The sequence below is a fragment of the Streptomyces sp. NPDC094448 genome, from assembly GCF_044763775.1.
Taxonomy (GTDB): domain Bacteria; phylum Actinomycetota; class Actinomycetes; order Streptomycetales; family Streptomycetaceae; genus Streptomyces.
Map to the genome: position 1 here is coordinate 64,711 of NZ_JBIWGU010000013.1, position 24,252 is coordinate 88,962.

The 24,252-nt window shown below is 71.9% G+C and carries 19 protein-coding genes and 1 riboswitch; of the genes, 17 read left to right on the forward strand and 2 right to left on the reverse strand.

Annotation, left to right across the window (positions count from 1 at the left end; genetic code table 11):
- Window positions 1–166: 166 nt before the first annotated feature.
- Window positions 167–583 carry a DUF4259 domain-containing protein gene (locus tag ACIQ9E_RS24485; RefSeq protein WP_403710361.1) on the reverse strand — a complete coding sequence of 139 codons (417 nt, stop codon included), beginning with the start codon at window positions 581–583 and terminating at the stop codon, window positions 167–169.
- A gap of 143 nt (window positions 584–726) precedes the next feature.
- Here ACIQ9E_RS24485 and ACIQ9E_RS24490 point away from each other — a divergent pair, with 143 nt between their 5' ends.
- The 17 genes from ACIQ9E_RS24490 (at window position 727) to ACIQ9E_RS24570 (ending at window position 21,565) form a co-directional block, all read left to right on the forward strand.
- On the forward strand, window positions 727–1,479 hold the full coding sequence (locus ACIQ9E_RS24490) for an HNH endonuclease family protein (protein ID WP_403710363.1): 753 nt from the start codon (window positions 727–729) through the stop codon (window positions 1,477–1,479).
- A gap of 104 nt (window positions 1,480–1,583) precedes the next feature.
- Window positions 1,584–2,579: a hypothetical protein gene (locus ACIQ9E_RS24495; RefSeq protein WP_403710365.1), complete on the forward strand. Its 996-nt coding sequence runs from the start codon at window positions 1,584–1,586 to the stop codon at window positions 2,577–2,579.
- Window positions 2,580–3,328: 749 nt separating this feature from the next.
- Window positions 3,329–5,452 carry an N-6 DNA methylase gene (locus tag ACIQ9E_RS24500; protein WP_403710367.1) on the forward strand — a complete coding sequence of 708 codons (2,124 nt, stop codon included), beginning with the start codon at window positions 3,329–3,331 and terminating at the stop codon, window positions 5,450–5,452.
- Window positions 5,453–5,615: 163 nt separating this feature from the next.
- Window positions 5,616–6,284, forward strand: a complete 669-nt coding sequence (locus ACIQ9E_RS24505; RefSeq protein WP_403710369.1) for a hypothetical protein — start codon at window positions 5,616–5,618, stop codon at window positions 6,282–6,284.
- Entirely contained in the window at window positions 6,281–7,807 is a 1,527-nt protein-coding gene (locus ACIQ9E_RS24510) for a protein kinase (RefSeq protein WP_403710371.1), read from the forward strand. Before ACIQ9E_RS24505 ends, ACIQ9E_RS24510 begins: the two co-directional genes overlap by 4 nt.
- Window positions 7,808–7,964: 157 nt before the next feature.
- Complete coding sequence (locus tag ACIQ9E_RS24515) at window positions 7,965–8,408, forward strand: GtrA family protein (RefSeq protein ID WP_403710373.1); 444 nt, start codon at window positions 7,965–7,967, stop codon at window positions 8,406–8,408.
- 298 nt (window positions 8,409–8,706) lie between these two features.
- Complete coding sequence (locus ACIQ9E_RS24520) at window positions 8,707–9,363, forward strand: SurA N-terminal domain-containing protein (RefSeq protein ID WP_403710375.1); 657 nt, start codon at window positions 8,707–8,709, stop codon at window positions 9,361–9,363.
- Between the two features lie 56 nt (window positions 9,364–9,419).
- The gene (locus ACIQ9E_RS24525) at window positions 9,420–10,391 is read left to right on the forward strand and encodes a nucleoside triphosphate pyrophosphohydrolase (protein ID WP_403710377.1); all 972 of its coding nucleotides are present in this window, start codon (window positions 9,420–9,422) and stop codon (window positions 10,389–10,391) included.
- A 291-nt stretch (window positions 10,392–10,682) separates the two neighbouring features.
- Window positions 10,683–11,984 (forward strand): cytochrome P450, encoded by a 1,302-nt coding sequence (locus ACIQ9E_RS24530; RefSeq protein ID WP_403710379.1) that lies wholly within the window; start codon window positions 10,683–10,685, stop codon window positions 11,982–11,984.
- Between the two features lie 161 nt (window positions 11,985–12,145).
- Window positions 12,146–13,081: a transglycosylase family protein gene (locus tag ACIQ9E_RS24535; protein WP_403710381.1), complete on the forward strand. Its 936-nt coding sequence runs from the start codon at window positions 12,146–12,148 to the stop codon at window positions 13,079–13,081.
- Window positions 13,082–13,369: 288 nt separating this feature from the next.
- A riboswitch (cyclic di-AMP (ydaO/yuaA leader) is annotated at window positions 13,370–13,549 on the forward strand.
- Window positions 13,550–13,552: 3 nt separating this feature from the next.
- A complete protein-coding gene (locus tag ACIQ9E_RS24540) occupies window positions 13,553–14,263 on the forward strand; it encodes a transglycosylase family protein (protein WP_403710383.1) in 711 nt (236 codons plus the stop codon).
- A 458-nt stretch (window positions 14,264–14,721) separates the two neighbouring features.
- On the forward strand, window positions 14,722–16,008 hold the full coding sequence (gene eno, locus ACIQ9E_RS24545; protein WP_403710385.1) for a phosphopyruvate hydratase: 1,287 nt from the start codon (window positions 14,722–14,724) through the stop codon (window positions 16,006–16,008).
- A 142-nt stretch (window positions 16,009–16,150) separates the two neighbouring features.
- Window positions 16,151–16,633, forward strand: a complete 483-nt coding sequence (locus tag ACIQ9E_RS24550; protein ID WP_366258062.1) for a septum formation initiator family protein — start codon at window positions 16,151–16,153, stop codon at window positions 16,631–16,633.
- A 74-nt stretch (window positions 16,634–16,707) separates the two neighbouring features.
- Entirely contained in the window at window positions 16,708–17,247 is a 540-nt protein-coding gene (locus ACIQ9E_RS24555; RefSeq protein WP_403710387.1) for a DUF501 domain-containing protein, read from the forward strand.
- Window positions 17,244–18,158, forward strand: coding sequence for an exopolyphosphatase (locus tag ACIQ9E_RS24560; RefSeq protein ID WP_403710389.1), 915 nt, complete (start codon window positions 17,244–17,246; stop codon window positions 18,156–18,158). Before ACIQ9E_RS24555 ends, ACIQ9E_RS24560 begins: the two co-directional genes overlap by 4 nt.
- Before the next feature lie 390 nt (window positions 18,159–18,548).
- Window positions 18,549–19,931 (forward strand): NAD(P)/FAD-dependent oxidoreductase, encoded by a 1,383-nt coding sequence (locus tag ACIQ9E_RS24565; RefSeq protein ID WP_403710391.1) that lies wholly within the window; start codon window positions 18,549–18,551, stop codon window positions 19,929–19,931.
- Between the two features lie 326 nt (window positions 19,932–20,257).
- The gene (locus ACIQ9E_RS24570; RefSeq protein ID WP_403710393.1) at window positions 20,258–21,565 is read left to right on the forward strand and encodes a class I SAM-dependent methyltransferase; all 1,308 of its coding nucleotides are present in this window, start codon (window positions 20,258–20,260) and stop codon (window positions 21,563–21,565) included.
- Window positions 21,566–21,679: 114 nt separating this feature from the next.
- Here the strand turns inward: ACIQ9E_RS24570 and ACIQ9E_RS24575 are convergent, their stop codons facing one another.
- Complete coding sequence (locus ACIQ9E_RS24575) at window positions 21,680–24,220, reverse strand: ABC transporter permease (RefSeq protein WP_403710613.1); 2,541 nt, start codon at window positions 24,218–24,220, stop codon at window positions 21,680–21,682.
- Window positions 24,221–24,252: the final 32 nt, after the last annotated feature.

Here is a 24,252-nt window from a genome sequence, read left to right on the forward strand (position 1 = left end):
GGACTCCACTGCCAGTACCGCCTGAAGTGGGGCTACCCGGTAGCTCGCGGCGCACGGTCAATACTCGAAGGGGAAAGCCCGTGGGTGGCCGAGTCCGGGAAGGGCGCACAGGTGCGCGAGGGAGCCCGGCGGAAGGTAAGCGCGCCGCCGGGCCCTTTTCCGTCCCCTACTGCGCGGGCGCCGCCACCAGGATCGCCCGCATTCGGGCCACCTGCTTGCGCCATTCCACCGCGTCCTCGCCCTCCCACAGGTCCGCGGACTCCGAGTCCGGGGCCGTGGTCCGGTCCAGGGCCGCGACGGCCAGGGGGCGCAGGTCGGGGGAGAGGACGGGGACGGGCTTCTTCGGGCCGTAGCTCGGGTCGACCGTCTCGCCGTCCGGGCACTGCGCCGCGACCAGCGCCGCCGCGGCGACCGCGCGGTTGCCCTCGTAACTGTCGAGGTAGTCCGATGCGGAGGTGTTCGCGGCCTCCGTGAGGGTGCGGCGGATCAGCTCCTCGCGCTGCTCCGGCTCCGCGTCGTCGAGGTGGCCCGAGAAGTCGGCCGCCGTGTCGTTGTCGAAGGGTCCGATGTCCCAGGCGCCCATGGTGCTGTCCCTCCCCTGGGGACCGGGCGCGTCGCCGCGCCGGTCCCGCCCCTGATATGTGCTCGGTCCGATCGTGACACGGGGCACTGACAATGCCGCTGCCAGGGGCGTCACCCGGCTGCCGCCGTCAGTACCCTGCCGGGGTGGAGAACAGTCGCAAGGCCCCCATAACGTATGCGATCGCCCTGCTCGGCGCGGCCGTGCTGGTCACCGGCTGCGAGGGCGGCGGGCCGCCGGGAGCGGAGGAGGCACGGGGGAGCGGGCCCGGCGCGGTCGGTCCGCCGGCCAATCCGGACGGTACGCGCCCCGGGCTCGCGCCCGTCGCCGACGCGGACCGGGCGGCGGCCCGGAAGCTGATCGGTTCGCTGGCCACCAAGGGCCGTGGGCCCGGGACGGGTTACGAGCGGGAGAAGTTCGGCCGGGCCTGGAGCGATACGGCCGACGGCGTACCGCTGGCCCGTAACGGCTGCGACACCCGGAACGACGTCCTCCGTCGCGACGGGCGGGAACTGCGGTTCCGGGACGGTTCGGACTGCGTCGTCGTTGCGATGACCCTCTCCGACCCATACACCGGCAAGGACATCGTCTGGAAGAAGGCGAAGGCCGCCGAGGTGCAGATAGACCATGTGGTGCCGCTGGCGTACGGCTGGCGGATGGGCGCCGCGCGCTGGACCGCGGACCAGCGGGAACGATTCGCCAATGACGCGCTCAATCTGCTCGCGGTCGACGGCCCGGCCAACCAGGCCAAACGGGACTCCGGCCCGGCGTCCTGGCTGCCGCCGAACAAGGCCGTCCGCTGTGCTTACGCGATGCGGTTCGCGCAGGTGGCACGGAAGTACGAGCTGCTGGTGACGGCCCCGGACCGGAACATGATGCTGAAGCAGTGCGGCTCCTGAGACTGCCGGTCGGGACCGGACGCCGCCCGCCGGAGGCATCCGGATCCTCCGCACGTATCCTGCCGTGATCCTTATGATCATCCTAGGGACGGACGGGTATCGAAGTGTCTGTACTGGCGGGCCTTGTCGTCGCGCTGCTCGGTGCCCGGATCGTTCTGCTCGGTTCGCCGAAGCGGCTCCACCCCGTGCTGCCCGGCCCCGATCGGCAGCTGGAGAAGGCCTGGAAGGCCGCCCGCCGCGGGCGGTGGGAGCCCATGGCGGAACTGCTCGCCGACACCGGGCAGGACTGGGACCGCCGTGCGTACCGCGTCGGCAGGATCGGACGGCTGGCCGAGGGGAAGAGCGACGCCTGGCTCACGGGCTGGGAGCGGGCACGCCCCGACGACGCGGACGCGGCGGTCGTCCGGGCCGCCTTCCAGGTCCGGTATGCGTGGCACCTGAGAGGTGCGCGACGTGCTGCGAATACTTCTCCGAAGCAGTTCGCCGACTTCCACCGTGCGCTGGAGGTCGCACGTGAGGCCACCGCGCGTGCCGCCCGGCTCAACCCTGACGATCCCTCTCCGCTTGTCCAGGAAGTGTGGGTGGCCTTGGGCCTCGGTTATCCGCACAGTGCCATGGACGACCTCTGGAAGCGGATCACCGAGCGGTCGCCGCACAACTTCGAAGCCCACGCGGTGGCGCTCCAGTACTGGTGCAAAAAGTGGCACGGTTCGGAGAAGCCGGCCCGGAAGTTCGCGGAGTCGGCCGCCGCCCGGGCACCGTCCGGATCACCCCTCGCGGCCCTGCCTCTCTTCGAGTGGTACGAGCACCAGGACGAGACGGCGAGCGAAGCGCGTTACCGCAGCGCGCGGGTGACGGCCGCGGTCGACACGGCCAGGGCCCGGATGGAGTCGGCCCCGCCGGACCTCCCCGGGGTGGTGGATGCCCACCACATGCTCGCGTACTTCCTGGTGCGGCAGGGGCGCTACCAGGAGGCCAAGGAGCATTTCCGCGTGGTCGACGGCTATGCCGGTGCCCTGCCTTGGCGGTACTACCCCTGGGGTCTCTCCCGGATGGTCTTCCGGCGGTACCGCACCAAGGCCGAACGGGGCGGCCGCTGATGGGGATGCGGGAGGCTTCGTGCCGTCCCGTGGCCGAACCAGTGGTGGGCGCCGTCCCGTGGCCGAACTCGTGGCGCGCGGCGGCCGGTGGCCGTACCCGGCAGCGGGTCGAAGGATGCGGCGGAGGGCTGACCGCAGCGCGGGCGGCCGGCCCGCTGCCGTAAGCGTCGGACAAAACGGGAGAGCGGGGCGGACCACGACCTCCCCGTCGTGGTCCGCCCCGCTCCCGTCCGTGGCGGGACCTCGCAGTCCCTTACCCCGTGGCCGGTGACGGACATCGTGCCGCTGCGCCGGCCGTCCCGGGGCGCGGCGGGACCCCCGTACGCGCCGCGCCCCCGCCCTGCTTCACGGCGCCGCCGGGCCCCCGCCCGGAGCACCGCCCCACCCCGGCTCCGGCTCCGTTCCCGGCTCCCAGTCGGGGTCGGTCGCGGAGCCCGTCGCGCCGGGCGGAGACTGCTGGGTGTCGTACGGCATGGGGTCGCCCTTCGAGGGGTGGTGGTGTCGGATCGGCGATGCACGCGATGAACACGGGCAGACAAAGGGGTTGTTCACGCTGCGCCCCGGGCGGACCGAGGCGGCCGTGAAGTGCTGGGTCAATAAGAACAGAGCCTGTGAACCGAGTCAACGGAAAAAATGTTGGAGTGGTTTTTGATCCCTGTGAAGGGGGCTCTCGTGTGGGCTCGGTATGATCGGCGACACAACAGCCGGTTCCGCGGACCGTCGGAACGGATCATCACGGAGGCCGTCAGGTGCCCGAGAGCGCAAGCGAAGTCACCGCGGCCGGAATCGCCCGGCTCGCGGGGGTGGGACGGGCCGCCGTCAGCAACTGGCGCCGCCGCCACCCCGATTTCCCGAAGCCCGTGGGCGGCACCGAGACCAGCCCCTCCTTCGCGCTCGCCGACATCGAACGCTGGCTGCGCGACCAGGGCAAACTGGCCGAAGTCCCGCTCCGTGAACGGGTCTGGCAACAACTGGCCGACCACCCCGCGTCCGCCGCCGCCGATCTCACCGGCGCCGGAGTCGTCCTCCTCCTGGTCCGCGACCGGCCCGCCCTCTGGCGCGAACTGATCACCGGTGACGACCGGCGGATGGCCGAACTGCTGCCCACCGCCGTCGAACAGCTCCTGCCCCAGCGCTTCGGCGACGACCGGCTCGAAGCACTCGCCCCGGCCCTGCGCGGCGGCCGGAACCCGGACCCCGCCGCCATGCCCTTCCTGCGCTCCGTCGGTGAACTCGCCGCCGAACTGGGACCGCGCCGGACGTACGAGTTCCTCCTCGGCCGCTTCCTCGACGCCAACATCCGCCAGTACACACCGACCCCGCCCGGACCCGCAGCCCTGATGGCGGCCCTCGCCGTACCTCCGGACACCGCCCGCGGCGGCGCCACCGTGCTCGACCCCGCCGCCGGGAGCGGCACCCTGCTGCGCGCCGTGGAGCACCCCGCCGCCCTGCTCGCCCAAGACAGCGACCCCGCGCTCACCGCCCTCACGGCACTCCGGCTCGCCCTCCACAGCGAACCCCCGGTGACCGTCGCCGCGCGCGCCGGGGACACCCTGCGCTCCGACGCCTTCCCCGACACCCACGCCGACGCCGTGCTCTGCCATCCGCCGTTCAACGAACGGAACTGGGGCCACGACGAGCTGGGGTACGACCCCCGCTGGGAGTACGGCTTCCCCGCCCGCACCGAATCCGAACTGGCCTGGGTCCAGCACGCCGTCGCCCGCCTCCGCCCCGGCGGCACCGCCGTCCTGCTGATGCCGCCCGCCGCCGCCTCCCGCCGCTCCGGCCGCCGGATCCGCGCCGGACTGCTGCGCCGGGGCGCCCTGCGCGCCGTCATCGCCCTGCCCGCGGGCGCCGCCCCGCCGTACGGCATCCCGCTCCACCTCTGGGTGCTGCGCCGGCCCGAACCCGGCCGGCTGCCTCCCGCCGGGCTCCTCGTCGTCGACACCGTCGACATCGGCGGCACCGGCGGCGGCCGCGACCGGGTCGACTGGCAGGCCGTGCACAACACCGTCCTCGACATCTGGCAGACCTTCGACGAGAACGGCAGCGCCGACGGAACCGCCGACCGGGCCGGGATCAGCCGAGCCGTCCCCGTCATCGAACTCCTCGACGACGACGTCGACCTGGCCCCCGCCCGCCATGTGCCGCCCGCCGCCACCGGCGGTGACGCGGGCGAGCTGGAGCGCGTACGGGAACGCCTCACCGACACCCTGCGCCTCACCGGCGAGCTGACGCCCTCACCCGCTGCCCCCACCCACCCGGCGCCCTGGCCCTCCACCACCGTCGGCGAACTCGCCCGCGCGGGCGCCCTCACCATCCGCGCCGGAGCCGGCTCCGCCCTGCCCGGCGGCGGCCACCACGGCCGTACCCCGCAGGGCACCCGGGACGCCGTCCTCACCGAATACGACGTCCTCGCGGGCACCCCGCCGACCGGCGTCCTGCCCGATACCCCCGACGACGAGCCCGTCCGCACCCGCGCCGGAGACGTCGTCATCCCCGTAGTCGGCGGCGCCTCCGTGGTCCGCGTCGTCGACGAGACCACCGCCGGGGCCGTCCTCGGCCGCAACCTCCAGCTGCTGCGCCCCGTGCCGGAAGCCCTCGACCCCTGGTTCCTCGCCGGATTCCTGCGCGGCACCGCCAACACCCGGCAGGCCAGCAGCTACGCATCGACCGCGACCCGGCTCGACGTGCGCCGGCTGCAACTGCCCCGCGTCCCCCTTCCCGACCAGCGCCGCTACGGCGACCGGTTCCGCGCCCTGGCCGCCTTCGAGGACGCGCTACGGCTCGCCGGACGGCTCGGGGAACAGCTCGTCCAGGGCCTGTACGACGGACTCACCGACGGTACGGTCGAACCGGAACGTGGGCCGTGACCCCCACCGTGAATCCCACCGGGCCCGCCCCCGGCGCCCCCACGGCCGACCGGAACCGATAGCACGGGCCCGGCCCGGCATCCCGTCCCCGTATACCCCGGGACGGCTCCGCCCCCGGTGTATACCCTCGTCCGTAACCAGGCCCTCGTCCCCAGGAGCAGCAATGCACGGCCCCGGCTACGGCCCACCGCACGGGAAGCCGCGTTCGTCCGCGACGGTCGTGGTGCTGCATATCTGCTTCCTGGTGATCACCTTCGGGACCTGGGGCCTGCTGGCCTGGCTGACGATGCTGCGGATCGCCTTCATGCGGCGGCGGCCCGTCGACTGGATGCTCTTCGCGGCGTGCTGCCTGGTGACCGTCGGCCTGATCGCAATGATCGGAATCTGGGGCTCCGACCCGGACGCGGAAACGGGCAACGGCGTCGATGTGGCCGCGATCCTGGCGCTGTTCGCCGTGGCCGTCGCCGTCACCGTCCACTACTTCGTCGCCGATGTGCGCCATCAGGCCGGGCTGCGTCGGCAGTGGGAGTCCGCGCAGAGGTACCAGGGCGGCCCGGCCGCGGGCCCCGGCTACGGATTCGGTCCGCCGCCGCAGGATGCCGGCCCGGTTCCCGCCGCCCCCGGCTACGGCTACCCGCCCCAGCGCCCCGGCTACGGATATCCCCCGGTGAACCCGGTGAACCCGGTGAACCCGGTGCCGGCCGTACCCCCGCAGCCCGCGCAGCGGCCCCCCGCGGCCCCCGCCAACGGGCCCCGGATCGACCAGGTCCGCGCCGAACTCGACGAGCTGAGCGACTACCTCCGCAAGGGCCGCCGGGAGCAGAACCCGTGAACGGACGCGTCATCGCGGACCGGTACGAACTCTCCACCGTCATCGGCCAGGGCGGCATGGGCCAGGTCTGGACCGCCTACGACGACCGCCTCGACCGCCGGGTCGCCGTCAAACTCCTCCGCCCCGACCGCATGACCCAGGGCACCGACGCCGACGAGATGCGCCGCCGCTTCGTCCGCGAATGCCGCGTCACCGCCCAGGTCACCCACCCCGGTCTGGTCACCGTCCACGACGCGGGCAGCGACGGCGACGATCTGTACCTGGTGATGCAGTACGTCGAGGGCGCCGACCTCGCCGACCACTTCGCCGAACACGAGCCGTACCCCTGGCAGTGGACCGTCAGCGTCGCCGCCCAGCTCTGCGCGGTGCTCGCCGCCGTCCACGCCGTCCCGATCGTCCACCGCGACCTCAAACCGCGGAACGTGATGGTCAAACCCGACGGTACGGTCACCGTCCTCGACCTCGGTGTCGCCTCCGTCATCGACACCGACACCACCCGCCTCACCCATACCGGTTCCCCCATCGGCAGCCCCGCCTATATGGCCCCGGAACAGGCCATGGGCGGCGCCGTCGGCCCGTACACCGATCTCTACGCCCTCGGTGTGCTGATGCACGAACTCCTCAGCGGAAACGTCCCCTTCGCGGGCTCCACCGCGCTCGGTGTGCTCCACCGCCATCTGTACGAGCCCCCGCTGCCGGTCCGGCGGGTCCGCCCCGATATCCCCGAACCCCTGGAACAGCTCGTGCTGCGGCTGCTCGCCAAGGACCCCCAGCACCGGCCCTCCGGAGCGCAGGAGGTGTACGCGGCGCTGGCACCGTTGCTGCCCCGGCACGGCAACCCCGGCGGACCGCTCGACCCCACCCGCCCCTTCCTGCGCCCGCACGCCCCCTGGCCGGACCGCGCCGGGGGCGCCGTCACCCCGCCGCCCCCGCCCCGGACTCCCGAGGCCCCGCCGCATGGCGGCCGCGGACCCGATGTGGCCGCCGCCGTCGACGAGGTGAAGAAGGCGCTCGGCGAGGGCAGCATCACCCGCGCCGTGGACATCCTCGGCGGCATCCTCCCGACCGCCGCCGCCGAACACGGCGAACACTCCCCGGTCGTCCGCATCCTGCGCAAGCAGTACGCGACCACCCTGATGGACGACGGCCAGTACCGCCGCGCCCTCCCCGAACTGCGGCGGCTCGCGGACGACCGGGCCGCCGAGGCCGGGCCCGCCGACGCCCAGACCCTCCAGTTCCGCTACGACGCGGCCCAGTGTCTGGAGCAGCTCGGAGAGGCGGCCGCGGCCATCGCCGAGTACCGCGCGGTCCTCCCCTCTTACGAGCACGCCGGGGACACCGGCCGCGCCTTCGACATCCGGCAGCGCATCGGGAACCTGCTGCTCGCGATCGGTGACCACACCGGGGCCCGGCACGAGCTGCAGGCCCTGCTGTACGACGCCGAGCGCGTCCACGGGCCGTACCACCAGCTCCCCGTCGAACTGCGCCGGGCCCTCGAACGCCGGCGCCAGTTCAACCGCTGACCGCTGACCGCTGACCGCTGACCGGACCCGCCCCGCGGGGTCCGGGGCGCGGGGCCGTCATGCCGTACGCTTCCCGGGGAGCGGCCGTGCCCGCCGCGGCGCGGCCCGCGGCACACGGCCTCCAGCCCCTGTGCCACCCGAGAGACCGAGAGACCGAGTGACCGGCGAGAAGACGACGATCCGCGGCCAGCTCGTCCGCTTCGCCCTCGTGGGTGCGGTCAACACGGGCACCTACTACGGTCTGTATCTGCTGCTGCTGAACGCACTGCCGTACGTCGCCGCGCACATCGTGGCCTTTGTGCTCAGCATGATCGGTTCCTTCTTCCTCACTTCGTACTTCACCTACCGGACCCGGCCGACGTGGCGGAAGTTCTTCCTCTTCCCGCTCTCCAACCTCACCAATTTCACGGTGACCACCAGTGGTGTCTATCTGCTGGTGGACGTGCTGGAATTCGACGACCGGTACGCGCCGCTGATCGCGGCGGCCGCGGCGATCCCGGCGACCTTCGTGGTCTCCCGCATGATCATGCTCCGTCCGGAGCCGGGCGCGCGCGACGAGGAGCAGCCGTCCGAGCCGGTGAGCTCCACCGAGCGCCGCTGACGCGACGGGACGGGACGGGACGGCGGGGCTGGTGCCGGTGCCGGGCCCGGGGCGGCGCGGGCCGTGCCGCGGTCTGCGGTCCGGGTTGGGTCCGGGTCCGGGTCCGGTGCCGCTGGCCGGTGCCCGGGTCGGGTCCGGGTCCGGTGTTCCGGGTGGCATCGTCCGTATCTCCCGTATCGGGCGTCTCGTTGGACCAAAACAGTCGCGGTGAAGTAGTGGCCCCCGCCCCGCCGACTGCCTACCATCGGTCACCGCAGGACTTTGTGACTCGTCGCACAAACCTCGTCAGGAGGCTCCTTTGCACCGCCGTCGTCGCACCGCGATCTCCGTCTCCGCCGTACTGCTCGCCGCCGCCCCCCTGCTCACCGCCTGCGGCAGCGAGGCCCACCCGGGCGCCGCCGCCGTCATCGGCGGCCAGCGGGTCGAGGTGTCCACGCTCCAGGCCCAGGTCGCGGACGTCCGCGCCGCCCAGGCGAAGGCGCCCGAAGGGCAGCAGATGATCGCGGACACCGGACAGCTCGGCCGGGCCAAACTCTTCGACCTGATCGTCGACCGGGTCGTGAAGAAGGCAGCCGACGACGCGGGCATCACCGTCACCCGCAAGGAGCTCCAGCAGGCCCAGGCCGCCTACACCGCGCAGGCGGGCGGCGCGCAGGCCCTCGCCGCGACCTTCCTCCAGCAGCGCGGGGTCGCCCCCGACCAGGTCGGCGGGGTCATCGAACGCGAAGTGCTGATCGGCAAACTGGCCGAGTCCATCGGCGCCGCCAACACCCCGGACGGGCAGCAGAAGCTCAACGCCGTCTTCATCGCCGCCGCGAAGTCCCTCGACATCGACGTGAACCCCCGCTACGGGACCTGGGACAACCAGAAGCTGGTCCTGGGCGACTACAAGGCGCCGTGGATCAACCAGCTCACCCGGCAGGCACCGCCTGCCAACGAGGTGCCGACCGCCTGAGCCCGAGGGGCGGCCGGGCCCGCCGGGGGTGATCCCGCCCGGGGTAGGTTCGAGGGGTGACCACCACGAATACCTCCGCCGGGCGCATCGTCCTCCTGACCACGAGCCACCGGGTCGCCCCCGGACTGCTGTCCTGGCCCGCGTGGCGCGCCCTGCACGAGGCGGGCCGGGTGCTCTGCGCCGACCCCGGCCACCCCCAGCTCCCGTACCTCCGCGACGCCGGGGTGGACGTGGACATCTCCGACCCCGACGCACGGGAACTGGTGGAGCTGTGCGCCGGGGGGACGACCGTCGCCGTCCTCGTCTCGGGCGAGGGGGACCGGGCCCTGACCGACGGCCTCGCCCGGCTCGCCGGATCCGGCCGCGGCGGCATGCCCGATCTGGAGCTGCTCCCCGGCTCGTACGATCTGCCCGGCGCCCGGCTCCTCGACCTCGTCCAGATCATGGACCGGATCCGCGACGCCTGCCCGTGGTCCTCCGTACCGACGCATCAGGACCTCGCCCGGTACGCCATCGAGGAGGCGTACGAACTGGTCGAGGCGATCGAACACGGCGACCGCGACGAGCTGCGGGAGGAGCTGGGCGACGTTCTGCTCCAGGTCGTCTTCCACGCCAGGATCGCCGAGGAGGACCCGGCGGAGCCGTTTTCCGTCGACGACGTCGCCGCGACGATCGTGGCGAAGCTGATCCACCGGCATCCGCACGTCTTCGGCGACGAGGAGGCGGCGACACCGGAGGACGTACGGCGGATCTGGCTGCGCACCAAGGCGGAGGAGAAGGCGCGGGACTCGGTCACCGACGGCATTCCGCTGGGGCAGCCGGGCCTCGCGCTGGCGGCGAAGCTGGCGTCCCGGGTCCGTACCGCCGGACTCGACGTGCGGCTCCCGGCCGGGGACGGCGTCGGATACGAGCTGCTGGCGCTGGCGGTCGCGGCGGAGGCGGAGGGGGCGGACCCGGAGGCGGCGCTGCGGGCGGCGGCGCGGGCGTACCACGCGGCGATCCGCACCAGCGAGCACGCCGCCCCGTAGACACCTCCGCCCCCCGGGGACCCGTCTCCCACGGGGTGGGCCAGGCGGAGGTCCTTTAGGGGCGCGCCCGCCTCCACGAGGGGGCCAGGTGGAGCACATAGGGGTGCGGCCTGTCTTCCGCCAAGGCGGCTTGGGTGGAGGCATTCAGGGGCAATGGGGGGACCCCCAGCGCCCCTAACAACCTCCACCCGACCGCCCCGGAGAGGGGAAGCGGGGCCGCGCCCCTGAGGGCCTCCACCCGACCGCCCCGGAGGGGGCCCGCGGCCTGGTCCGCCGCCAGGGGATAGCGTCATGGGGGTGAGCAGCAACCCCCATGAACCCGGCGGCCCGGGACCCGCTCCCGCACTCTTCACCTGGGAGTTCGCCACCGACCCCTACCCCGCCTACGCCTGGCTCCGCCAACACGCGCCCGTGCACCGGACCACCCTCCCCAGCGGCGTCGACGCCTGGCTGGTGACCCGGTACGCCGATGCCCGGCAGGCGCTCGCCGACACCCGGCTGTCGAAGAACCCCGTGCACCACGACGAACCCGCGCACGCCCGCGGCAAGACCGGCATCCCGGGCGAACGCAGCGCCGGGCTGATGACGCATCTGCTGAACATCGACCCGCCCGACCACACCCGGCTCCGCCGCCTCGTGGCGAAGGCGTTCACACCCCGCCGGGTCGCGGCCTTCGAACCGCGGGTGCAGGAGCTGACCGACCGGCTGATCGACGGGTTCGCGGCCCGGGGGAGCGCGGACCTGATCCACGAGTTCGCGTTCCCGCTCCCCATCTACGCGATCTGCGATCTGCTGGGCGTACCCCCGGAGGACCAGGACGAGCTGCGGGACTGGGCGGGCATGATGATCCGTCACGGCGGGGGCCCGCGCGGCGGGGTGGCCCGTGCGGTGAAGCGGATCCGGGGCTATCTCGCCGAGCTGATCCACCGCAAGCGGGAGAACCTCGGCGACGAGGACACGGACGATCTGATCTCCGGTCTGATCCGGGCCAGCGACCACGGCGAGCACCTCACCGAGAACGAGGTGGTCGCCATGTGCTTCGTCCTCCTGTTCGCGGGCTTCGAAACGACCATCAACCTGGTGGGGAACGGGCTCTATGCCCTGATGTGCCACCCGGCGCAGCGCGCCCGGCTCCAGGAGTCGCTCGCCGCGGGGGAGACCTCGCTGCTGGTGACGGCCGTGGAGGAGCTGCTGCGCTACGACGGCCCGGTGGAGATGGCGACCTGGCGGTACGCCACCGAGGCGCTGACCATCGGCGGTCAGGAAGTGGCCGCGGGCGATCCGGTGCTCGTGGTGCTGGCGGCGGCCGACCGGGACCCGGAGCGGTTCGGCCGGCCGGACGTTCTCGACCTCGCGCGGCGTGACAATCAGCACCTCGGGTACGGCCACGGCATCCACTACTGCCTGGGCGCGCCGCTCGCCCGGCTGGAGGCACAGACCGCGATCGCCACTCTGTTGCGCCGCCTTCCCGACCTGCGACTGGCGGTGGATCATCACGATTTGCGGTGGCGTGGCGGCCTGATCATGCGTGGACTGCGCACCCTTCCGGTGGAGTTCACCCCCACCAAATATGATAGTCCGTCATATTCGTGATGTGCGCGTGATCTCCGCTGCATCGACTTGTGACAGACGTTCGAGTGCGGCTACGTTCACCCCCGTCTCAGCCGTCACGCGAAAGGCAGCACCGCATGCTCTCCGGGAATGGTCGACATCGCCGTCCTCGCCAGGCCCCGGCCCTGGTCGTCGCAGCGGGGGTGACGGGGTCCGCGATTGCGATCCCGCTCCTCGGCGCCACCTCGGCGTCCGCCGCCGACTCCGCGACCTGGGACCGTGTCGCGGAGTGCGAGAGCGCCGGGCAGTGGACCGTGAACAACCTCAACGGCTACTACGGCGGGCTCCAGCTCTCCCAGGAGACCTGGAACGCCTACGGCGGCCGGGAGTACGCCGACCGGCCGGATCTGGCCAGCCGCTCCCAGCAGATAGCCGTGGCGGAGAAGGTGCTCGCCGCCGAGGGGCCCAAGGCGTGGCCGTCCTGCGGGATCGCGTCGGGCCTCGGCGGTGCCACGGGCGCCGTGACCGATCCGGGCGGTGCCGACCCGGTGCCCAGCGGCCCCGCCGCCGGACGCCCGGCGGGCCAGGCCAAGGCGGGCGACCTCCCCGCGGAGCCGCCCAAGGCGGGGGAGAAGGCGCCGGACGCCTCCGCTTCCCCTGCCCCCTCCGCCGGTAAGGCGGAGAAGAAGGGGGCGGCGGCCAAGCCCGCCGAGGGCGTCGGCAAGCACCGCGGCGCACCCGCCGCCGAGGAGGCCGCCAAGGAGACCCCTTCGGGCCCGGCCGGCCCCGGCGCTCCCGGGAGCACCGGCACCCCGTCCGTGGAAACCGCCGACCCGTCCCGCGCCTCCGGCCCCGACCGGACCTCCCGCTCCGAGACCGCCCGTTCCGATGCCCTGAATCAGGGCGATCAGGGCGGTACGGGCACTCCGGCCAAGACCGGCACCGCGGACGGTACGGGTGAAGCCGGGCAGCCCTCCGGTACGTACACGGTCCGCTCCGGCGACAACCTCTGGTCCATCGCCGAGGAGAAGAAGGTCCCCGGCGGCTGGCCGGCGCTCTATGAGGCCAACCAGGAGCTGGTCGGAGCTGATCCCGATCTGATCCTCCCTGGCCAGAGCCTTGATCTCCAGGCGAAGTAGCCTCCGGAACACCGAAATTGACGCCCTATTTTGCTGGGATATGTCCATTTCCGTGTAAGTGAGACATGAGTCTCTTCGGTCCGGCCGTGGTCCCCACTCTTCCGGAATCCCTCATTCCGCACGCCACCTGCGAAAACGCGAGTTTCCGGAGGGGTGGGATGGGCGTTTTGCCCACGATGTTCCGTCGTTGAAGAAGCGGGACGCCTGTGACTACGGTCTGGACCGCTCGCCAAAGCGGGCACCACTGACCGTCACGCCGAATCCTGCCGTCGGTCGGGGGGAACAGTCGTCGCGAAAGCGCCGAAGGCAGGAGCGGGGGACCCAGGTTTGTGCCGGTCCCGTCCGACAGCCCGCGAGGGCGGCGGACGACCGGCTTGGGGTGAAGCCGTACGACGCGGGTCGTACGGCCGGGCAACTCACTGCGCCCGAACCCGACAGCTCACCTCGTAGGCGTCGGTGAGGAGAACCTCCATGCTGTTTTCCAGCAAGGGCAAGCACCGCCGCCCGTCCAAGGCCGCCCGCTTCGCCGCCTTCGCAGGCATCACCACCGTCGCCGTCGCCGCCCCGATCATGGGCGCCACCTCGGCCTCCGCCGCCACCGCCGCCGAGTGGGACAAGGTCGCCCAGTGCGAGTCCGGCGGCAACTGGTCCATCAACACGGGCAACGGCTACTACGGCGGCGTCCAGTTCTCCAGCTCCACCTGGGCCGCCTTCGGCGGCACCAAGTACGCCCCCAACGCGCACCTCGCCACCAAGGCGCAGCAGATCGAGATCGCCGAGAAGACCCTGGCGGGCCAGGGCAAGGGCGCCTGGCCGAAGTGCGGTGTCGGCCTCTCGAACACCCCGTACGGCGGTGCCGCCGCCGAGCAGGCCCCGGCCCAGCCGAAGCAGGAGAAGCCGAAGCAGCAGGCCGAGCCCGCGCAGCCGAAGCAGGAGCGCGCCGAGGTTCCGACCACCCGCTCCGAGCGCGCCCAGGCCCCGGCCTCGGCGAAGTCCGCGGCTCCGGCCAAGGGCTTCGAGAAGGGCGACGGCGAGTACGAGGTCAAGTCCGGCGACACCCTCAGCAAGATCGCCGACGCCGAGCAGGTCGAAGGCGGCTGGCAGAAGCTGTTCGAGCTGAACAAGGACATCGTCGACGACGCCGACGTCATCTTCCCGGGCCAGCAGCTCCACCTCGGCTGACGGGCCTGACCCTCCCGGGCCGGCAGCTCCACCTCGGCCAACGGACCTGCGGCTCCCCGCGAACCGCACCCCCGGGGCCGGTCCCTTTCCGGACCTGCCCCCACCCGGACCCCGGACCGCGGCTCCCCCCTGCGGTCCACCCCCCACGGGTCCGACCCCCCCGCACCCCGGGCCGGCGCGCTTCCCCCGTACGCGCCGGTCCGGGGTTCCGTCTGCCGCCCCGGACTGCTCCGTACGGCCCCGGAGAACCGCCCCCGTGCACCCGTCTGAGCGAGCAGATGCCCAGCTGAGAACTGTTACCCATCGGTAGGAACGCGGCTTTTGCCCACCACCGCAGTTCTTCGCACTCTTTTTCGTCCCAGGGGGCGGGCATCGGCGGGGCGGCGCCCGCCGTCCGGTTAGGCTCTTGGCGCAAGGCTCAAGAGACCCGCACCCCACGCGTCACATCCCAGAAGGAGATGCTCGTGCCGTCCATCGACGTCGTCGTAGCCCGGGAAATCCTCGACTCCCGGGGGAACCCCACGGTCGAGGTCGAGGTCGGCCTCGACGACGGGAGCACCGGCCGCGCCGCCGTGCCCTCCGGTGCCTCCACCGGCGCCTTCGAGGCCCTGGAGCTGCGCGACGGGGACCCGAACCGCTACCTCGGCAAGGGAGTGGAGAAGGCCGTCCTCGCCGTCATCGAGCAGATCGGCCCGGAGCTGGTCGGCTACGACGCCACCGAGCAGCGCCTGATCGACCAGGCGATGTTCGACCTGGACGCCACCCCCGACAAGTCGTCGCTGGGCGCCAACGCCATCCTCGGTGTCTCCCTCGCCGTGGCGCACGCCGCCTCCGAGGCCTCCGACCTGCCGCTCTTCCGCTACCTCGGCGGCCCGAACGCGCACCTGCTGCCCGTTCCGATGATGAACATCCTCAACGGCGGCTCCCACGCGGACTCCAACGTCGACATCCAGGAGTTCATGATCGCCCCGATCGGCGCGGAGTCCTTCTCCGAGGCGCTGCGCTGGGGCACCGAGGTCTACCACACCCTCAAGAAGGTGCTGAAGGGCCGCGGCCTCTCCACCGGCCTCGGAGACGAGGGCGGCTTCGCCCCGAACCTGGACTCCAACCGGGCCGCCCTGGACCTGATCCTGGAGGCCATCAAGGAGGCCGGCTACACCCCCGGCCAGGACATCGCGCTGGCGCTCGACGTCGCCGCCTCCGAGTTCTACAAGGACGGCGCCTACCAGTTCGAGGGCAAGAGCCTCTCCGCCGCCGAGCTGACCTCGTACTACGAGGAGCTGGTCGCCGCCTACCCGCTGGTCTCGATCGAGGACCCGCTGTTCGAGGACGACTGGGCGGGCTGGAAGGCCCTCACCGAGAAGCTGGGCTCCAAGGTCCAGATCGTCGGCGACGACCTCTTCGTCACCAACCCGGAGCGCCTCGGCCGCGGTATCGAAGAGGGCTCCGCCAACGCCCTCCTGGTCAAGGTCAACCAGATCGGCTCGCTGACCGAGACCCTCGACGCCGTCGAGCTGGCCCAGCGCAACGGCTTCAAGTGCATGATGTCCCACCGCTCCGGCGAGACCGAGGACGTCACCATCGCCGACCTCGCCGTCGCCACCAACTGCGGCCAGATCAAGACCGGCGCCCCGGCCCGTTCCGAGCGCGTCGCCAAGTACAACCAGCTGCTGCGCATCGAGGAGATCCTCGACGACGCCGCCGTCTACGCGGGCCGCAGCGCCTTCCCCCGCTTCAAGGGCTGACCCCTTCAAGGGCTGACCCCTTCCAGGGCCGGACCGAGCCCGCAGGGTTCGCCAGCCCGTCGTACGCCACGTCCCCGGCCGCGGTCCCGTACCGTGTCCGGGGACGTGCGCACGTACACACGGAGCAGGGGAGGCGGACGGCATGGCCCGGAAGAGTGCCGGATCCGGCGGCGACCGGTTCTCCACGGCGACCCGGCTGCGTCTGCTCGGCGAGCAGACCGCCGCCCGGGTCTACCGCTCCCAGAACAAGCGGCAGGCCCGCCGCTCCCGGCTCACCGGCCGGGCCGCCTTCCTCGCCCTGATCGTCTGCTCCCTCGTCGTCGCCCTCGCCTACCCGATGCGGCAGTACGTCTCCCAGCGCGGAGAGATCGCCGAACAGCAGGAGCGGCGGAAGGAAGCGGAGGAGCAGGTCGAGAGGTTGCGCGACGAGAAGGCCCGGCTCCAGGACGACAGGTACATCCGCAAGCTGGCCCGGGAGCATCTGCACTATGTGGAGCCCGGCGAGACCGGCTATACGATGATCGACCCCGAGGCGGCCGAGCAGCGCCGCACCGACCAGGGCTCGGCCGACCGGCCCTGGTATTCGAACGTCTGGGAGGGCGTCGACACCGCGGACCGCGAGTAGTCCGCCCCGTACCCCCGCCCTCCCGGCAGCAGCACCAGCAGCACCAGCAGGCACGACCCGGACCCAAGGCAGGCATGGAAACCCCTCCTCCCACCACCGAGCACACCGCCCCCACGGACGCCGATATCGCGGCCTTCGAGGAGCAGCTCGGGCGGCCGCCGCGCGGGCTGCGCGCGATCGCCCACCGCTGCCCCTGCGGACTGCCCGATGTGGTCGAGACCGCGCCCCGGCTGCCCGACGGCACCCCCTTCCCCACGCTCTACTATCTGACCTGCCCGCGTGCCGCCTCCGCGATCGGCACGCTGGAGGCCAATGGCGTGATGAAGGAGATGAGTGAGCGGCTGGCCGCCGATCCCGAGCTGGCGGCCGCCTACCGGGCCGCCCACGAGGACTACATCGCCCGCCGCGACGAGATCGAGGAGCTGACGGGCTTCCCGAGCGCCGGTGGTATGCCCGACCGGGTGAAGTGCCTGCACGTCCTGGTCGGCCACTCGCTGGCCGCCGGGCCCGGGGTGAACCCGCTGGGCGACGAGGCCATCGCGATGCTGCCCGAGTGGTGGGCCAAGGGCCCGTGTGTGACCCCCTGCGCCCCGGCCGCCGAGGCCTCCGTATGACCCGGGTCGCCGCCGTCGACTGCGGTACGAACTCCATCCGCCTGCTGGTCGCCGATCTCGACCCCGCGACCGGGGTGCTCGGCGAACTCGACCGGCGGATGACCATCGTCCGGCTGGGCCAGGGCGTGGACCGCACCGGGCGGCTGGCGCCGGATGCGCTGGAGCGCACCTTCGCCGCCTGCCGCGAGTACGCGGGCGTCATCGAGGAGCTGGGCGCCGAGCGGGTGCGCTTCGTGGCCACCTCCGCCTCCCGCGACGCCGAGAACCGCGACGAGTTCGTCCGGGGCGTCCTGGACATCCTCGGTGTCGAGCCCGAGGTGGTGACCGGGGCGCAGGAGGCGGAGTTCTCCTTCACCGGCGCCACCCGCGAGCTGCCCGGCCACGAGGAGCGGCTGGTCGTCGACATCGGCGGCGGCTCCACCGAGTTCGTCACCGGCCGCGAGCACGTGGCGGCCGCCCGCTCGGTCGATATCGGCTGCGTACGGCTGACCGAGCGGCACGTCCGCAGCGACCCGCCGGCCGAGGCCGAGCTGGCGGCGATCCGCGCGGACGTGGCGGCCGCCCTCGACCTGGCCGAGGAGACCGTTCCGCTGCGGAGCGCGGCCACCCTGGTCGGGCTGGCCGGTTCGGTGACCACGGTCGCCGCGATCGCGCTGGGCCTCGACCGCTACGACTGGGAGGCCATCCACCACTCCCGGATCTCCTACGAGACCGTCGCCGGGATCACCCGTACCCTCGCCGCCGCCACGCACGACGAGCGCGCGGCGATTCCGGTGATGCACCCCGGCCGGGTCGACGTCATCGTCGCGGGCGCCCTGATCCTGCTCGGGATCATGGAGCGGACCGGGGCCGGGGAGGTCGTCGTCAGCGAGCACGACATCCTCGACGGCATCGCCTGGTCCCTCGTATAAATCCGACATAAGGCCCGTATAAAGCGGGCCCCCGCACCGCCGCGCGGGGGCCCGGAAACCAAGTTCGTGAAGTTCTTCACAAGGAAAACGGGCCTGCTGGGGGCCTTGGGGGGCCGAAAGGCCCGTTCCGTCCGGTCCAAGGGCCCGACAGGACCCCGACAAGGGGAACTTCACCCTGTTTCGGGCGTGTGAACCAGATGGGGGGCAATCCCCTCGGCCGGGCCCAAGCGGCCTGCTCACGGCGGGTTCCCAACGACTGGACCACCGGCCGGGTTCCCTCTTTGTGGTGTCATCTGGATCACGGGGGCCGCGCAGTGTAGCAGAGGTGCCCACGGTTCTTGTGAAGGGGCTCACGAGCACCCCCTCGGGAGGGGGTGGATACTCGATGGCATGAGCACCACGGAGCGTCCCAGGATCCTCGTCGTAGGCGGTGGGTACGTTGGCCTGTACGCGGCCCGGCGCATTCTGAAGAAGATGCGTTACGGCGAGGCGACCGTCACGGTCGTCGACCCCCGTTCGTACATGACGTACCAGCCCTTCCTCCCCGAAGCCGCCGCCGGCAGCATCTCGCCCCGGCATGTCGTCGTCCCGCTGCGACGCGTGCTGCCCAAGGCCGAGGTGCTCACCGGTCGGGTCACCACGATCGACCAGGACCGCAAGGTCGCCACGATCGCCCCGCTCGTCGGCGAGGCCTACGAGCTGCCCTTCGACTATCTGGTCGTGGCGCTCGGCGCGGTCTCCCGTACCTTCCCGATCCCCGGCCTCGCCGAGCAGGGCATCGGCATGAAGGGCATCGAGGAGGCCATCGGCCTGCGCAACCACGTTCTGGAGCAGCTGGACAAGGCCGACTCCACCACCGACGAGGAGGTCCGCCGCAAGGCCCTGACCTTCGTCTTCGTCGGCGGCGGCTTCGCCGGTGCCGAGACCATCGGTGAGGTCGAGGACCTGGCCAGGGACGCGGCCAAGTACTACCGCAACGTCAAGCGCGAGGACATGCGCTTCGTCCTCGTCGACGCCGCCGACAAGATCCTCCCCGAGGTCGGGCCCAAGCTCGGCGCCTACGGCAAGGAGCATCTGGAGAGCCGCGGTATCGAGATCTACCTCTCGACGTCGCTGGACTCCTGCGTCGACGGCCACGTGGTGCTGAAGAACGGCCTGGAGGTCGACTCCAACACCATCGTGTGGACCGCCGGTGTGAAGCCGAACCCGGCGCTCGCCCGCTACGGCCTGCCGCTCGGCCCCCGCGGCCATGTGGACACCTCCACCACCCTCCAGGTGCAGGGCACCGACTACATCTGGGCCGCGGGCGACAACGCCCAGGTCCCGGACGTGGCCGCCCGCAAGGCCGGGGTGGAGAACGCCTGGTGCCCGCCGAACGCCCAGCACGCGCTGCGCCAGGCCAAGGTCCTCGGCGACAACGTGATCTCCGGTATGCGGGGCTTCCCGCAGAAGGAGTACAGCCACGCCAACAAGGGCGCCGTGGCCGGCCTCGGCCTCCACAAGGGCGTCGCGATGATCGTCATGGGCAAGATGAAGATCAAGCTCCGCGGCCGTCTCGCCTGGTACATGCACCGCGGCTACCACGGTCTGGCCATGCCGACCTGGAACCGGAAGATCCGGGTCTTCGCGGACTGGACGCTCCAGATGTTCCTCAAGCGCGAGGTCGTATCGCTCGGCGCGATCCAGTCCCCGCGCGAGGAGTTCTACGAGGCCGCCAAGCCGGCGCCCGCGCCGGCCGCGACCGCGGCCCCCGAGAAGGCCAAGGCTTCCTGACCCCGGCCTCTTCACCGGCACCCTGAACAGAGGGGCCGCCCGCCTCCGTGGTGCGGGCGGCCCCTCTGCCGTGCCCGGAGGGCGCAGGCCCGGGGCCCGCCCCTCCGCCGTAGCCGCGTGCCGTGGTCCCGGGGGCCGCACAGGCGGGTACCAGGGGGCCATGCGGACGTTTCGGCACGGTGCGAAGGGGTGGCCGACGGCCCTCTGACCGCTCGTCGGCGGACGAGCGGGGAAGCACCCACCGTAGGCGGGTTGTTGTGGGGGACAACGACCCGGCCATCCAGCGTCCGCGGACACCGGACGCGGGACCCCACGGAGGTGTGTGCATGACCCCGGTCGCGCCGAAGCTGACCGCCCTCGCCGAAGCCCTGCTGGACGCCCCGTTCCCCCTGCGGATCCGGGCCTGGGACGGTTCGGAGTCCGGGCCGCCCGGCGGCCCGGTCCTCGTCGTACGGCACCGCCGGGCACTGCGGCGGCTGCTCTGGCGGCCCGGCGAGCTGGGCCTCGCCCGCGCCTGGGTCGCGGGGGACCTCGATATCGACGGCGACCTCTACACGGCGCTGGACCGGCTCGCCGGGGTGGTGTGGGACGTGACCCCGGACGACGGCGCCCCGCCCCGGGCCGGCGGACTGCGGCAGCTCCGCGACCCGCGGGTCCGGTCCGCCGTACGGGAGCTGTTCCGCACCGGCGGCCTCCTCCCGCCCCCGCCGCCGCCCCCGGAGGAGGACCGCCACCGGCACGGCCGTTCGCACACCCGGCGCCGCGACCGCCGGGCCGTCCGCCACCACTACGACGTCGGGAACGACTTCTACGAACTGGTCCTCGGGCCGTCCATGGTCTACTCGTGCGCCTACTGGGGCGACGGCGTCACCACCCTGGAGGAGGCCCAGCACGCCAAGCTCGACCTGGTCGCCAGGAAGCTCGGACTGCGGCAGGGCGACCGGCTGCTGGACGTCGGCTCCGGCTGGGGGTCGATGGCGATCCACGCGGCCCGGGAGTACGGGGCCCGTGTCACGGGCGTCACGCTCTCCCGGGAGCAGGCCGCCTACGCCCGCAAACGGATCGCGGAGGCCGGGCTGACGGACCGGGTGGAGATCAGGGTCCAGGACTACCGGGACGTCACGGACGGGCCGTACGACGCGATCTCGTCCATCGGGATGGCGGAGCACGTCGGCGCGGCCCGCTACGGCGAGTACGCCACCCGGCTGCACGCGCTGCTGAAACCCGGCGGCCGGCTGCTGAACCACCAGATCGCCCGCCGACCCGGGACCGACGAATCGGCCTACCGCCTGGACGATTTCATCGACCGCTACGTCTTCCCCGACGGGGAGCTGCTGCCCCTGGGGTCCACGGTGACGGCCTTGGAGTCCGCCGGGTTCGAGGTGCGGGACGTGGAGTCGATCCGGGAACACTACGCGCTGACGCTGCGCCGCTGGGTGGCGCGGCTGGAGTCCGGCGGGCAGCAGGCGGTACGGCTCACCTCGCCCGGCCGGGCCCGGGTCTGGCGGCTCTACATGGCCGCGTCCGCGCTCTCCTTCGAACGGAACCGGATCGGGGTGAACCAGGTCCTGGCGGTCCGGACACCGGCCGGCGGCGCCTCGGGCCTGCCGCTGAGGACCCGTACCTGGAACTGAGGTACGGCAAGGGCCCCGGGCGTACGGAAAGGCCCCCGGCGTACGGGAAGGGCCCCGGGATCTCGGGATCCCGGGGCCCTTGCGCCGTACCGCCCGGCGGACTGCTCGGTGCCGCTATTCGGTCTTGATGGCCGTCAGCATGTTCAGCTTCGCGGCGCTGCGGGCGGGCCACAGCGAGGCCAGCACGCCGACCACTCCGGCCAGCAGCAGGAAGATGCCGATCCGGCCGTACGGGATCACCAGCTCGTAGTTGGGGATGGAGCTGCGGAAGGTCTCGCCGATGGCCCAGCCGAGGAAGGAGCCGAGGCCGACGCCGATCACCGCGCCGAAGACCGAGATGACCACGGCCTCCAGACGGATCATCCGCTTCACCCGGCGCCGGTCCAGGCCGATCGCCCGCAGCATGCCGATCTCCTGCTGGCGTTCGAAGACCGACATCGCCAGGGTGTTGACGACCCCGAGGACCGCGATGATCAGCGCCATGGCGAGCAGACCGTACATGATGTTCAGCATCGTGTTGATCATGCCGCCGAAGAAGTTGCGGATGTCCTGCTTGTCCATGACGCTCATGGCCGGGTTGTTGCCGAGGGAGTCGATCAGGGCCTGTTCGTTGGCCTTGGTCTCACCGCCCGCCATCTTCACCCACACCTCGGGGAGGTAGGGCTTCTCCTCGAAGGGGTCGAGCACCTTGTGGTCGACGACGTACGAGGAGAACAGTTCGTTCTCGGCGATGACCGCACCGACCGTCAGGGTCTTCGTGGTCTTCTTGCCGTCGCGTTCGAAGACGAGCGGCAGCTGGTCCCCGGCCTTCCACTGCTGCTTCTCCGCCGTCTTCTCCTCGACCACCAGCTGTCCCCGGGTCAGGGTGTCCAGGGAGCCGGAGACGGTCTTGATGCTGAAGACCTTGCCGAAGTCCGCCGGGTCGACCCCGGTGATCATCTGCTCGGAGCCCTTGATCTCCGCGGAGCCGATCTGCTTGCGCGAGAGGCCCTCGACGCCCTTGGCCTTGCGCAGCGCGTCCACGGCCGAGACGTCGAGCGGCGTACCGCTGGACATGGAGACCAGATAGTCGGCGCGGACGTTGTCGGTGGTCATCCGGTCGATGGCCTGGCCGACGGTCACCCCGATCACGGTCAGACCGGTGACCAGGGTCAGCCCGATCGCCAGCGCGGACGCGGTGGCTCCGGTACGGCGCGGATTGCGGACCGCGTTCTGCGCGGCGAGCTTGCCGGAGACCCCGAAGAAACGGACCAGCAGCGGACGGATCAGGGCGATCAGCGGGTGGGAGAGCTGCGGGATCAGCACGATCACACCGATGAGGGCGAGGAACGCGCCCACGGCGATCATGATCCGGCCGTTGCTGCCGTCGCTCGCCCCGGCACCGGCGCCGATCAGCGCCAGACCACTCGCGGTGATGACGCTGCCGATGATGTTCCGGATCAGCAGGGACTTGGCGGAGGCCACCGCGTGGACGCTGCTCATGGCGGCGACCGGCGGGATCTTCGCCGCCCGGCGGGCGGGCAGCCAGGCGGCCAGGACGGTGACGACCACACCGACCGTGAGCGCGGAGATCACCGCGGTCGGGGAGATGATCAGCGGACCGTTCGGGATCTTGGCGCCGATGGACCCGATCAGCGAACGCAGACCGACGGCGAGGCCGAGACCGAGGCCGAAGCCGACGGTGGAGGCGAGGACGCCGACGAGGCCGGCCTCCAGGATCACCGAACGCTTGACCTGGCGGCGGGAGGCGCCGACGGCGCGCATCAGGGCCAGTTCACGGGTGCGCTGGGCGACCAGCATGGTGAAGGTGTTGGCGATCAGGAAGATGCCCACGAAGAGCGCGATCCCGGCGAAGGCCAGCAGCATCGTGCTCAGGCCGCTCAGCTCGCGCTTGATCAGGGCGGCTTCGTCGTCGGCCAGCTTGGTGCCGGTCTCGGCGTCGGCGCCCTTCGGCAGCAGCGGCTTGACCGCGGCGAGGACCTGCTCGTCGGTGGCGGAGTCCTTGGCGGTGAGGGTGAAGGTGCTGAAGAGGCCCGGCTTCAGATACTGCTTCTGGGCCACGGCGGTGTCGAAGAGCACCATGCTGCCGCCCGCGCTCACCGAGCCCAGCTCGGTGGTGAAGACTCCGGAGAGGGTGTACTCGGCGACGGGGCCGCTGGTGGCGACCCGGACGGTGTCACCGACCTGGTACTTGCCCTTTTTCGCGGTGTCCTTGTCGAGGGCGATCTCCCCGGCGTTCGCCGGGCCGTTGCCCTCGGTGAAGTCGTACGAGGGGTCCTTGCCGTCCTTGCCGGGGGCGAAGTTGCTGCCGGTGTTGGACCAGCCGTTGCCGATCAGCTTGCCCTTCTGGTCGGCGACGCCCGCGAAGCCGGAGACCCGGCCGGTGGCCTCCGCGACCTGGGGCAGCCCCTGGATCCGGGCCAGTGTGCCGGCCGGCAGGCCGGTCTCGGTGTCGCCCTCGCCCCGGGTGGGGCTGTCGACCTGGACGGCGATCTTCTCGAAGCCCTTCGCGGACTGCTTGCGGAAGGCGTTGCCGAGGGTGTCGGTGAAGACCAGGGTGCCGGAGACGAAGGCCACGCCGAGCATCACGGCGAGCACGGTCATCAGCAGCCGGGCCTTGTGCGCAAGGATATTGCGCAGTGCGGTACGGAGCATTGTCATTCAGTCCTGTGGTGAGAGCCGGGCGG